Below are 12,002 nucleotides of genomic sequence, written 5' to 3' on the forward strand. Positions count from 1 at the left end.
TTGCGCCGACCTTTTGTCGGACCCGTGCACCACAGTGGGAGTCATGGAGTTCCTTTGGATCGGCCTGCTGGTCGGAGTGGTGATCGGGGGCGTCGGTGGCGCCGTCGTGATGGCGCGTCTGCGACGTGCGGACAGTGCGGCGACGCAGGCCACTGCGCAGGCCGAGACCGCGCGGATGGCGCAGGAAGTGGACCGGCAGCGCAGCGATGCCGCGGCCTCGCGAGCCGAGGCCGCCGATGCTCGCGCCGCCGTGTCCCAGGCCCAGGCCGAGACCGAGCGCGCGCGTGGTCAGGTGTCCGAGGCCCGCATCGAGACCGAGCAGGTACGCCGCGAGCTCGTCGTGGCGCAGTCCGAGGCGACCCGCGCCACGACCCATGCCGCTGCTGTCGAGCAGCGACTGGCCGAGGTGAAGGAGGACCGGGAGCGGTTGGTGGCCCAGTTCAAGGAGCTCTCGGACCAGACCTTGGAGCAGCAGAGCGTCAAGGCTGAGGCTGCCGCCGAGCAGCGCCTGAAGGCGACCGAGCAGATGATGGCGCCGATGCAGGAGACGTTGCGCAAGTACAACGAGCGTCTCGAGCAGATGGAGAAGGAGCGCGTCGCCATGGCGGCCGAGCTGCGCAGCCAGGTCACTCAGGTGCAGACCAGCGGGGAGCAGCTGCGCAAGGAAACCCGTGCGCTGAGCAATGCCCTGCGCAAGCCGCAGGTACGCGGCTCGTGGGGCGAGTTGCAGCTCAAGCAGGCCGCCGAGATGTCGGGCATGATCGAGCACTGCCACTTCACCACCCAGCATTCCGTCGAAACCGCCGACGGTCGGCTGCGCCCCGACATGCGGGTCGCGCTGGGGGAGGGGCGCGCGATCTTCGTCGACTCGAAGGCACCGATCAACTCCTTGCTCGAGGCCGGCGAGGCGAGCGACGAGGCCGTCGCGCGCGAGCATCTGAGCCGCTACGGGCAGCTGCTCAAGACCCACGTCGACCAGCTTTCGGGCAAGGACTACGGCTCCTTGGAGGCCGAGACGGCCGAGTTCGTGGTGCTCTTCCTGCCCAGTGAGGCGGCTCTCGCGGCGGCGCTGGAGCAGCGACCCGACCTGCACCAGTACGCCAACCAACGCAACGTGATGTTGGCCACCCCGGCCATCCTGATCCCGCTGCTGCGTGCGGTGGCGATGAGTTGGCGTCAGGCTGAGTTGGCCGAACGCGCGGCCGAGATCTCCCAGCTGGGCGCCGAGTTGTGCAAGCGGCTCGGCACCATGGGTGGCCATCTCGACAAGGTCGGCCGCTCGTTGGGGACTGCGGTGAAGAGCTACAACCAGTTCGTTGGGTCCTACGAGTCCCGCGTGCTGGTGACGGCACGCAGCTTCCGGGACATGCAGGGCAGCGGGCAGGATCTCCCGGAGCCGAAGGCGCTGGAGGATCTGCCGCGGGAGTTGACCTCAGCCGAGCTGCTCGAGGATGCCGGCGCTTCGGTGTCCCTGGTCGGGCGCGAGTTGCCGGAGGCCGCCGAGCTGCGTCCGTCGCGCAAGCCCAGTGATGAGGACCTGTTCAGTGATGTGTCCGAGGAGAAGCGACTGCGGGGGATCGGCTGATGGTCGGCCCGGATTGGCGCCAGGAGGAGGCGCGGCGGTTGTGGCAGTTCGGTTTGGCGGCCAAGCTGCCGCAGGGCGGCTTTGGTTGGCTGGATGATCACGGGCGTCCCACTCCTGGCCATGACCGGCCGCTGTATGTTGCCGGTCGCCTCACCCACGTTTACGCCCTGGCTCACCTGGAAGGGTTCGCGGGCGCCGACGAGATGGTCGAGCACGGGCTTGCGAGCCTGCGCGGACCGTTCCGCGACGCCGAGCACGGCGGCTGGTTCACCCTGCTCGGGGAGTCCGAGGGCATCAGCGACGACAGCAAGTGGGCCTACGCCCACGCCTTCGTCATCCTCGGTGCGGCGACCGCGACCACCGCGGGCTTCGGCGCCCGGGGCCTGTTGGATGAGGCACTGGCCACAGTCGAGGAAAAGTTCCTCGCCGACGGTGACCTGGTCGAACGTTGGGACCGCGAGTGGCGTACGCCGGTGGCCTATCGAGGAGCCAACGCCGCCATGCACATGCTGGAGGCGCTGATGGCTGCTGCCGCGGTCACCGGGGATCGACGCTGGCTCGACCACGGCCAGCGGATCGCCGAGCCTGTGCTGGACGCGGCGTTGGCGCACGATGACCGCATCGTTGAGCATTTCGACACCCAGTGGCAGCCACTGCTGGATCACAACGCCGAACGCAAGGACGACCCCTTCCACCCTTACGGCGCCACGCCCGGCCACGGGTTTGAATGGTCCCGGCTCCTACTCCAGCTGGCTCACCGTCTCGACGCCGAGCAGCCCGATCCAGGCCTGGTCCAGGCGTCGAGGGCATTGTTTGAGCGTGCCTGTGCTGACGGCTGGGCCGTCGACGGGCGACCGGGCTTCATCTACACCGTCGACTGGGACGGGACGCCGCTGATCCGGCAGCGCTTGCACTGGGTCGCCGCCGAGGCGCTCGCGGCCGCCACCGTACGCGAGGGGCTCGACCTTCCGGTGGCGGCGCAGGTCCAGGAATGGTGGCAGTTCGTCGACGACCATCACCGTGACCTCGAGGACGGCTCTTGGCATCACGAACTCGATCCGCAGAATCAGCCGGCCGCGACGATCCGGCCCGGTAAGGCGGACCTCTATCACGCGGTCCAGGTGTGTCTGCTGCCGGACAAGGACGTGGTTGGATGGCCCCATGGCTGATGCACGCGCCCATGTCGACGACTTGGCCCAGTTCGTCCAGGCTGCGCCGACCTCCTATCACGCTGCCCGCGAGGTCGGCGAACGGCTGGCGAAGGCAGGCTTCCAGCGACTCGACGAGCTGACGGATTGGCCCGAGCTCGCCGCCGGCGGCTACTACTTCATCCGTGAGGGCGCCGTCATCGCGTGGCGGATCCCCGAAGGTGCCGGCGGTGACTCCAGTGCCCGGATCATCGGCTCGCACACCGACTCGCCGGCTTTCAAGCTCAAGCCCAACCCCGACATCACAGCGGTTGGTTGGCAGCAGGCGGGTGTCGAGGTCTATGGCGGCCCGATCGTGCACACCTGGACCGATCGCGATCTGGGCTTTGCCGGCCGGTTGGTGACCCGAGAGGAGACCCGACTGGTCAAGACCGGCCCGATAGCCCGCATCCCCAACGTCGCGATCCACTTGGACCGGTCGCTGGCCGAGGGCGTACAGCTGGACCGGCAGCAGCACCTGCAACCGATCCTGGCGGTGGACAGCCCTGAGACCGACGTGCTCGAGATGTTGTGTGACGCCGCCGAGATCGGCCAGGACGAGCTGCTGGGCTATGACATCTTCACCTACGACACCCAGCCGCCGGCGGTGATCGGTGCTGAAGAGCAGTTCTTCGCCTCGACCCGGATGGACAACCTGTCCAGCGTCCATGCCGGGCTGACGGCGTTGCTGGCGGCCGAGGATGCCGACGACATTGTCGTATTGGCAGCGTTCGACCACGAAGAGGTCGGGTCTGGCAGCCGCAGCGGTGCTGCCGGTCCGATTCTGGAGGACGCGCTGCGCCGGATCTGGCACAGCATCGGGGCGGAGGCCCACCAGTTCCCGGCGATGATCTCGCGGTCCAGCTGCGTGTCGGCTGATGCCGGACACGCGATCAACCCCAACCATCCCGAGAAGCACGACCCGTGGAATCAGCCGTTGCTGACCAAGGGGCCGCTGCTCAAGCTCAACGCCAACCAGCGCTACGCCAGCGACGCGCTCAGCGCGGCGATTTGGTACAAGGCGTGCGAGGAAGCCGAAGTCGAAACTCAGGCCTTCGTGTCCCGCAACACCATCCCGTGCGGGTCCACCATCGGACCGATCACCGCGGCCCGGCTGGGCCTGCAGACCGTTGACGTGGGCGTGCCGCTGCTGGGAATGCACTCGGCACGGGAGTTGGCAGGCGTGCAGGACCTCGCCGACCTCGCAGCTGTGCTGGAGGCCTACCTGCTGGGTGCCTGAACCCGGGGTCGATGCCCGGTCAGTCGTGAAGGCTCCGGATCTGGCCAGTCCCCGGTAGGGTTGGCTCTCGTGGCACTGACGATCGGAATTGTGGGACTCCCCAACGCGGGCAAGTCGACGATGTTCAACGCGCTGACGCGCAATGAAGTCTTGGCGGCGAACTATCCGTTCGCGACCATCGAGCCCAATGTGGGGATCGTTGGCGTACCGGATGAGCGACTGCCGGTGCTGGCGAAGCTGTACTCCTCGGAGAAGATCATCCCCGCGACGGTGTCCTTCGTCGACATCGCCGGCATCGTCAAGGGCGCCAGCCAGGGCGAAGGGATGGGCAACGCGTTCCTGTCCCACATCCGGGAGGCGGACGCGATCTGCCAGGTGACCCGGGTCTTCGAGGACGGCGACGTCATCCATGTCGACGGCAAGGTCGATCCCGGCAGTGACATTTCCACCATCACGACCGAGCTGATCCTCGCTGATCTGCAGACCTTGGAGAAGGCGCTGCCTCGGCTGGAGAAGGAAGCGCGGATCAAGAAGGACAAGCAGCCCCAGCTGGAGGCCTGGCAGAAGGCGATCGAGGTGCTTGAGTCGGGCACCACCATCCACGCTGCGGGCTTGGACTTGGAACCGCTGCGAGACCTGTTTCTGCTGACTGCCAAGCCCTTCATCTACGTGTTCAACTGTGACGCCGATGAGTTGGCCGACGAGGACCTGAAGCAGCGGATGCGGGAGGTCGTGGCGCCCGCAGAGGCCATCTTCCTGGACGCGAAGTTTGAGGCTGAGCTGGCCGAGATGGAGCCAGAGGAAGCGGCGGAGTTCCTCGCCGACGCCGGCGTGGAGGAGCCCGGCCTGGACGTGCTGGCACGGGTTGGCTACGAAACGCTGGGTCTGCAGTCCTACCTGACCGCTGGTCCGAAGGAATCCCGTGCGTGGACCATCCGCAAGGGCTGGACCGCACCGCAGGCCGCCGGCGTGATCCACACCGACTTCGAGAAGGGGTTCATCAAGGCCGAGGTCATCTCCTTCGACGACCTGGTCGCGGCCGGCTCGGAGCAGGCCGCCAAAGCGGCAGGCAAGGTACGCCTCGAAGGCAAGGACTACGTCATGGCCGACGGGGACGTGGTGGAGTTCCGGACGGGACTAACGTCCGGCGGGAAGAAGTAGCTTAATGCTGCCCGACGTGTCGAGGCTCCGCGTACGGGAGCTGCTTCAAGTCGAAGCAAGCGTAGTCGTGGAGCTTCGCCAGCGAGGCTTGGTGCGCACTAACAACAAGCCTCTGGGAGACATAGCCGAACAGGTCGTTGTCGCGGCTCGTGGAGGAGTACTCGAGCCGAACTCAACGAAGTCACATGACGTCACCGATCCCGGCGGCCGAAGGATTCAGGTCAAGGCGATGGGTGGGTGGACTGCTGGCAAGGCTGGCAAGTTCAGCCCATTTCGCAGCTTCGACTTCGACACTGCGGTCTTCCTCGTCTTCGAGGCCCAGACCTTCGAGTTGGTCTTCGCGCGTGAGGTCAGGGCGAACGACGTCGAAGCAGTGTCTCGTTACAGTGCCCACACGCACGGGCGACAGCCGACGCTGAGACAGATCGAGAACGCAGGGATTGACGTGACAGCCGAGATGCGCGCCGCATACGCGGCACTTGACGGGGACGCGGTGGAGTTCCGGCACTCATAGAACATCTGAATTACGGGTGGAAGCCGCAAGCGGATCATGTGATGTCTGTCGTCTTGAGGATGATCGAGTCGGACGCGCACGCTTGCCATTGGTGGAAGCAGAGCGCTCTGCCGTACGTAGCTTGATTCAATGAAGTGGGAGGTCATGGCCGTGCACAATGTGACAGTCGTGGCTCCGATCTCGTCTCTTGGCGGACGAAGGTTCGAACCCCAGGCCGAGCTAACCTTGCACGACCTCGCTGAACCTGCCGCGGCTTCGCTCCCCGGCACCACTGGCGAGGTGTTGCTCATACCCGAGATGCCCAGTCCGTTGGGCCTGCCTGACTTCATCGCTCTGGCCGGGGGGCGGGACTGGCTTCAAGCGCGCGGCGCTGCGGGCATCCAGCCGCTTCTCGCCGAGGCCGACTGCTCGGTGCTGGCGGTGCTGCACCCGGGACAGGCGCTGTCGTCGGCGACGATCGCTCGACGAGTTGGATGGTCGCCCGCGGCTCTCGAGCCGGTGCTGAACCGTCTTCAGAGCGCGGGTGCAATAGAGAAGACCCCAGGCGGCGCGCACAGGGTGAATCCCGTGCTGGTTCCGCGAGGATCCGTGTTCGCCCTGGAAGCGAAGGTGAAGGACTGGCAGAAGGCGGTCCTCCAGGGCCGCGCGTATCGCTCGTGGGCAGATAACTACGTTGTGCTCCTGGGGGATGTCGGTCCGGTGGCAGTGCGTCGCGCCGCGGAGCGCGTCGCTCAAGACGGAGCGGGGCTCTATTCGTCCTCTGGATGGGTCGTCAGGCCGCGTGCGAGGCGTCCCGCACCGGCGAAGCGCCTCTGGGGCTTCGAGCACCTGTACGCTGCAACGGCGTCCTCAGCTCCAGCCCTCTGACGCGGCGAAGAAGTCGAGTCCGTCAAGGAATGGCTTGATCCACCGGTCGGGTCCGATCGGCGCGCCAGTGATTCGCTTCACTTCCTGCCACTCCGGACGAGCCTCCGTGTAGCGGCGTCGCAAGGCGGCGATCCGGTCTCGGCCACTCAATCCGTTCAGCTCGTCGACGATCGTCGTAAGGATCGAGGCGTGATGCTGGAACGCCTGTTCCGGTTTGGGGCCAATGGAGCCGGGTGTCAGCCGCGCTGCCAGCGCTTGGTTCTCCGAGGACAGCACGGAGTACTCGCGGTTCGACAGCCCGCCCATGAGCCCGCCGAGCGTCGGGCGCTGGTACCAGCCGCCGCCGTTCTGGTCGCCTTCGCGCTCCTCGAAGTCCTGGTAAGCGCAGATGCGCTGGCGGATGTCCCAGCCGGTCCCGACCGCCTCCGCTCCGGCAGCCACGGCGGGCAGCGCCGCGATGTCGCCGAATGCGACGCGCACAGGGCGATCCTGGCTGAGGGCGAAGGTCGTGCGCATCAGGCCGTACACCTCTTCGGCGGTAGTGCCGGGAGGCATCGCGTTGTCGGACCGCGTCACGACGAGCAACCAGCCGGCCGGCTCCAACTGGTCTAGCGCACCGACGTGGGCGTCGAGCTCCGCGCCTGCGCCCCAGAACTGCTGGTCGCCGGCAACGGTGAGCCATGCGGCGGGCTCTGCGTCCATGGCCTCCTGGCTGAACTCGAGCGCACGCTGGCTCGCGGGCGTGTCGGGGTAGGAAACCAGCAAGGCGGAGGCGAGGAGCGGGCTGGAGAGCTCCCTCTGAATCGCATAGACCCGGTCGATGTGATCACGCATGGCAGGGCGCGACGACACGTCGCCTCGTGGGCCGCCCCAGAGGTCCCATGTGTCGTAGTGCCGGAAGTCGCCAGCGCGGGGCATGCTCAGCGCATACGTCATGGGGTCGAACCAGAACTCGCCGCCGGCTTCTCGGATCAGTTCGGACGTGTTCTGCGCTGAGCGCTTGAAGCCGTTGGCTAGCCGCGGGGAGGTGAAGGGCGACAGGTATGCGCCGGTCGCGTACCCGCCTCGTATGGCGCTCGAGGCCCACCTGACCAGGGTGTTGCGGGCCGTGTCGCCGAGAAAGACTCCCATCATGCCGCCTCGAACGCGCGCTGCAGCGCGTCGCCGTTGCGGTACCGGCGTGCTGGCTGGGGGTGGAGCCCCCGCTCTACGACGGCGACCAGGCCGTCGGGAAGGTCCGGGCGCGCGTCCTGTAGAGGTATGTGCTGCGCGGTCCGCAGGCGCTGGAGGTACTCGAAATCGTCGCCCTTGTAGGGGACGGGCGGATAGCCGGTGGCCGCGAGGTAGACGAGGGCGCAGCACCCGAAGACGTCGGACGCGGCCGTGGGAGAGCCGGAGTACGCCTGGAGGTGCTCAGGCGTCATGAAGCCGCGGGTGCCAGGTTGGCCGCCCACGGTCAGCCCGCTCCGGAGGGTGTGCTTCGCGAAGCCCGGGTCCATCACCACGAACTTCCCGGACGCGAGCCGCTGGACGTTGCCAGGGCTGAGGTCGCGGTGGATGACTTTTTTCTCGTGCAGCGCGCCGAGCCCGGCCGCCACGTCCCGTCCCAGCGCGAGAAGATGCTCCGAAGGCCACCCCGATCCGCCGTGGCGCAGGTCGGTGCCGTCGAGAAGCTCCTCGAGCCAGAACACCGCCACGGGCGGGTCGCCGAGCAGCTGGAGGTCCGAGCTGACGGCGACGACGTTGGGGTGGTTGACGCTCTTGAGCAGGTCGACCTCGCGCCGAGCGCGCTCGAGCGCCGCCGGGTCCGCAGCCATACCGAGGTCGATTAGTTTGAGCACGCTCTCGGTGCCGTCGGGGTGTGTCACGACATGTACCTGCTTCTGTCCGCCCTGCACGAGGGCGCGCGCGGGCGCGACGTCCAGTCGGGAGCAGGCTTCGTGCAGCAGGTCGGCCATATCACGATCTTGGCATGCCTGCGCCAGAGGAACGGGGATGGTGCGAACGTGTCGCGGGTGTGCAGCCCGGGGCGCTGCGCCGGCCGTCATCAGGGCAGGATGATTCTCATGATGAGCTAGCCCCACCGACAGCGCCGAGGGTCCGAGACTCACGGGATTTCTATTGCCTGTCCAAGCACCCCGAAGAGCTTCGCGAGGACTGGCTGCCAGGGTGCCGCACGATCGCTCTCGCCAGGGCAGCCGGGTCATCGCCGACCCGGCCCACCACCGCGTGATCGTCCGCCATCGACCAGCCTCCCATTCACAGCAGACGTCTTCCGGCCTAGGCTGGCCGTGGAGGGAAGGAACCATCGTGAGCAGGCCTGAGCAGAACGTCCTCGACAAGATCGCCGGTCAGATCCCCATGCCCGAGTGCGAGCGGATGGCCGCCTCCGCGGAGCGGCTCGCCGGGATCCTCGGTGCCACCGAGCGTCCGCCGGGCTGGGCATCCGACGAGGAAGACGCATTGACTGCAGAGACGTCGGAAGCTGTGCGCAGATGGGCCGCTCTGCCCGAGAGCCTGCGCCGCGCGAAGAACCTCGCGATGCTCGCCGTCGAGCACCTCGTCCTTCCCGACGACCATCCCTGCCGGGTCGTCGTCGTTCAGGATGCCGATTACTGGAACCCGCGCGTCTCGGTCCTCGTCGAGCTGGCGGACGGTGCTGAGCGAACCGTCGAGATCCTCGGCGGCGATGACCCGGTCGCCCTCGCCACGACCTCGGCGCAGTCGTGGCGCATTTGCGCGATCTCGGGGCCGAACTCGCCTCGGACGTCGTCGACATCGGGAGCGTGGCCTTCGTCCAGTTCCGGGATCCTGACGGGAACCTGCTCATGGTGTGCGCTCGAACGGAGGGCGACGAGTCCGCTCACACCGTTGTCTGACCGCCGGTGCGCGAAGGCGCGGCTCATCAGTGCTGGCCCGCACAACGACAGTGGCGGAAGAGATTGCTCGGTGTCGGAATGGGGTGGAGTTCCGCTTCAACGTGTAGCGGAAGCTCCGGGCAGTTTGCGTTCAGACCACCGCGGGTCGTCGATCGTCAGCAGGTTGTCGTCGCGGACATCGCGAAGAACGTCTTCGCTGAGTTCGCCAATCCGGATGCCACGCTTTCCATTTCACCTCGTCCGACCGGACAGGCGGATGCCTGTCCATAACGAAATCCGGTTGAGATCCGCTCCAACGTGTAGGAGTTCGCGGCGATGGCCACTCCTTCGTTCGCTGACCAGTGGGACCGCTGCACGGATAGGTGACAGGTTGGGTCACTCAGCCTGAATGGCTGGTGTGGTCATCATGGTCTCGAACTCGATGGGGGTCAATCGGCCGGTCGCAGAGAGGCCCGCTCCCGCAACTGACCGGACGGCTTGTGAGCCCTCACTAGCGCAACGCCGGTCAGCGCGGTCCAGAGCGTCAGCGAGTCGAAGGAGAGCCGCTCGGCACCGCCGAGCCCGATCCAAGGCATCTCGTACCCATCCAGTGCTGCGACGAACATGATGAAGCTTGCGATGGAGAGGACCACGACCGCGGCCGTGACCTTCCGGAATCTGCCCGGCCCGGCGGCGACGGCGATGAGCGCCATGGCGATCCACTGCGCGGCGGCTTGAAGCAGGGCGAAGCCGTCGTGGGCTGCGGGCGACACGTCCCAGGGGAGAAGGCCGACGCCGATGACCGAGGCTCCGGCGATCGCCATCAGGATGGTCCCGGCCCGGCCGGCGAGCCGAGCCCAGTATCCATGAAGCATAACCGCGCCGAGCAGGACCAGAGCCCCGGAAGCGACCATGCCGATGTTGAAGACCGCGTGTTCCGGCGAGCACACCTGACGTATCTGTTGACCGAATTCGGAGTACTCCCCGCAGGTGGTCACACCGAGATCGCTGATGGTGTTGCGCGAGAGCGAGTAGCGATTTGGCCAGCCCAGCGCCACGAACAACTGAATCGGGATCACCAGTGCGCTGAGCACCCAGGCCATCGCGCCGACGCGGTACCGCTTCATACGGGCCTCCTCTAGAATACGGTCGTATGGTAAATGCTAGCGGCGATCGTCGACGTGTTCGACGTGCGCAGGCAGCCGGCGCCCAGCTCGTGGTGGATGCGGCGGTGCGCGTCCTCGTGCGGGATGGCTTGGATGGGTTGTCGGTGCGCAAGGTGGCGTCGGAGGCCGGGCTCTCCATCGGCGCGGTTCAGCATCATTACGCGACGAAGAATGCACTGCTCGTCGCGTCGTCTGAGCGCGTCACGGAACAGTTCACGGCACGCGCTGATGCCCTCGCCCACCGAGCTCTCGTCGAGGACGGAACGTTCGCGGCATTCGTTGCCGTCTGCGAGCTCCTGGCGAACGCGTCACCGCCACCGGAGGGGACCGGGGACGATACGACGGCGTCCACCGTGTGGCTCTGGTACGCGGCGAAGGCGACGCGGCCCGGGCCCGTGGCCGATGCCTTCGCCGTGGCGTGGTCCCGAACCGAGGAGCATCTCGCGGCTGTCATCGCAGATCTGTACCCCACGCTCGATCCGGTAGACGAGGCGGCTCATCTCCTCGCTGTTCTCGACGGCATCGCCGTCGCACGAGCCGCGGAACCTCAGCGGATGCCGCTCGCACGGGCACGGATGCTGGTGCGTCGACATCTGGACTGCTTGTCGCGGCGATGATGTACGGCGTTGTCAGCACGCCCAGCTCAGCGCTTCTGTGCTCGGTCCAGCGTTGCTGATGGCGAGCACTGCTGCGCGCGGCGGCGCAGCAGTGTCTCGGTAAGGCCGTAACGCGGACTGTGTCGGCGTACGCCGGTGTTATCCACACCGATTTCGGGAAGGGCTTCATCAAGGCCGAGGTCATCTCCTTCGACGACCTGGTCGCGGCCGGCGCGGAGCAGGCCGCCAAAGCGGCAGGCAAGGTACGCCTCGAAGGCAAGGACTACGTCATGGCCGACGGGGACGTGGTGGAGTTCCGCTTCAACGTGTAGCGGAAGCTCCGGGCAGTTTGCGTTCAGACCACCCGCGGGTAGTCGATCGTCAGCAGGTTGTCGTCGCGGACATCGCGCAGAACGTCTTCGCTGAGTTCTCCGATGCCGATGCCTCGAGCTCGGGAGGGCACCACATCGTCGTCCCCGGGGCTCCAGGCTCGGAGCACAGCGACACACGAGACGTTCGCGACGTGGTCCGGCATGTCACGCAACCACCCGAGCCACGCGTCGGCTTCGATCTCACCGTGGACCGGCGCGTCGTTGCGACGCCCGATGAGACTTTCGCAGTCACACATCCGGCTGGTCAGAGTGAACACCACGGACGAGCCTCGGACTCGACCGGAGGCTATGCGCATGGTGGTCTGCACGGGCGGCATGCCCAGCCTGTCCTCAGTGAATCGCTGGAACTCCGAAGTGAAGGCTGCGCCGTTGATCGCCCACAGATTGGTGGCGCACATGCTCACCAACTTACATGCTCTCGATACGCGACGGAGAG

11 protein-coding genes and 1 pseudogene are annotated in these 12,002 nt (G+C 66.7%); 8 read left to right on the forward strand and 4 right to left on the reverse strand.

Annotated elements, in window-relative coordinates; translation table 11 throughout:
• The first annotated feature begins 43 nt into the window (after window positions 1-43).
• The 6 genes from rmuC (at window position 44) to CGZ91_RS12750 (ending at window position 6,554) form a co-directional block, all read left to right on the forward strand.
• A complete protein-coding gene (gene rmuC / locus CGZ91_RS12725) occupies window positions 44-1,585 on the forward strand; it encodes a DNA recombination protein RmuC (RefSeq protein WP_094455680.1) in 1,542 nt (513 codons plus the stop codon).
• A complete protein-coding gene (locus CGZ91_RS12730) occupies window positions 1,585-2,754 on the forward strand; it encodes an AGE family epimerase/isomerase (RefSeq protein WP_094455682.1) in 1,170 nt (389 codons plus the stop codon). The genes rmuC and CGZ91_RS12730 overlap by 1 nt, the downstream gene beginning before the upstream one ends.
• Entirely contained in the window at window positions 2,747-4,012 is a 1,266-nt protein-coding gene (locus tag CGZ91_RS12735) for a M18 family aminopeptidase (RefSeq protein ID WP_094455684.1), read from the forward strand. Before CGZ91_RS12730 ends, CGZ91_RS12735 begins: the two co-directional genes overlap by 8 nt.
• A gap of 69 nt (window positions 4,013-4,081) precedes the next feature.
• A complete protein-coding gene (gene ychF, locus CGZ91_RS12740; RefSeq protein ID WP_094455686.1) occupies window positions 4,082-5,173 on the forward strand; it encodes a redox-regulated ATPase YchF in 1,092 nt (363 codons plus the stop codon).
• A 4-nt stretch (window positions 5,174-5,177) separates the two neighbouring features.
• Window positions 5,178-5,687 (forward strand): hypothetical protein, encoded by a 510-nt coding sequence (locus CGZ91_RS12745; RefSeq protein ID WP_094455688.1) that lies wholly within the window; start codon window positions 5,178-5,180, stop codon window positions 5,685-5,687.
• Window positions 5,688-5,816: 129 nt separating this feature from the next.
• Window positions 5,817-6,554, forward strand: a complete 738-nt coding sequence (locus CGZ91_RS12750; protein ID WP_094455690.1) for a MarR family transcriptional regulator — start codon at window positions 5,817-5,819, stop codon at window positions 6,552-6,554.
• On the opposite strand, the gene CGZ91_RS12755 is transcribed toward CGZ91_RS12750, so the two are convergent.
• The 3 genes from CGZ91_RS12755 to CGZ91_RS12765 form a co-directional block, all read right to left on the reverse strand.
• Window positions 6,537-7,685 carry a hypothetical protein gene (locus tag CGZ91_RS12755; protein ID WP_144276902.1) on the reverse strand — a complete coding sequence of 383 codons (1,149 nt, stop codon included), beginning with the start codon at window positions 7,683-7,685 and terminating at the stop codon, window positions 6,537-6,539. The two genes, CGZ91_RS12750 and CGZ91_RS12755, sit on opposite strands and share 18 nt — an antisense overlap.
• A complete protein-coding gene (locus CGZ91_RS12760; protein WP_179229361.1) occupies window positions 7,685-8,512 on the reverse strand; it encodes a serine/threonine-protein kinase in 828 nt (275 codons plus the stop codon). Before CGZ91_RS12760 ends, CGZ91_RS12755 begins: the two co-directional genes overlap by 1 nt.
• Window positions 8,513-9,861: 1,349 nt before the next feature.
• Window positions 9,862-10,539 (reverse strand): DUF998 domain-containing protein, encoded by a 678-nt coding sequence (locus CGZ91_RS12765; protein ID WP_094455696.1) that lies wholly within the window; start codon window positions 10,537-10,539, stop codon window positions 9,862-9,864.
• Window positions 10,540-10,565: 26 nt separating this feature from the next.
• On the opposite strand from CGZ91_RS12765, the gene CGZ91_RS12770 reads away from it, so the two are divergent.
• Entirely contained in the window at window positions 10,566-11,195 is a 630-nt protein-coding gene (locus CGZ91_RS12770) for a TetR/AcrR family transcriptional regulator (RefSeq protein WP_094455698.1), read from the forward strand.
• 116 nt (window positions 11,196-11,311) lie between these two features.
• Window positions 11,312-11,506: pseudogene (locus tag CGZ91_RS12775) on the forward strand (DUF933 domain-containing protein); the annotation flags it as partial.
• A 23-nt stretch (window positions 11,507-11,529) separates the two neighbouring features.
• Here CGZ91_RS12775 and CGZ91_RS12780 read toward each other — a convergent pair.
• Window positions 11,530-11,964, reverse strand: coding sequence for a hypothetical protein (locus CGZ91_RS12780; protein ID WP_094455796.1), 435 nt, complete (start codon window positions 11,962-11,964; stop codon window positions 11,530-11,532).
• Between the last annotated feature and the right edge of the window lie 38 nt (window positions 11,965-12,002).

It is taken from the genome of Parenemella sanctibonifatiensis (assembly GCF_002250565.1).
Taxonomy (GTDB): domain Bacteria; phylum Actinomycetota; class Actinomycetes; order Propionibacteriales; family Propionibacteriaceae; genus Parenemella; species Parenemella sanctibonifatiensis.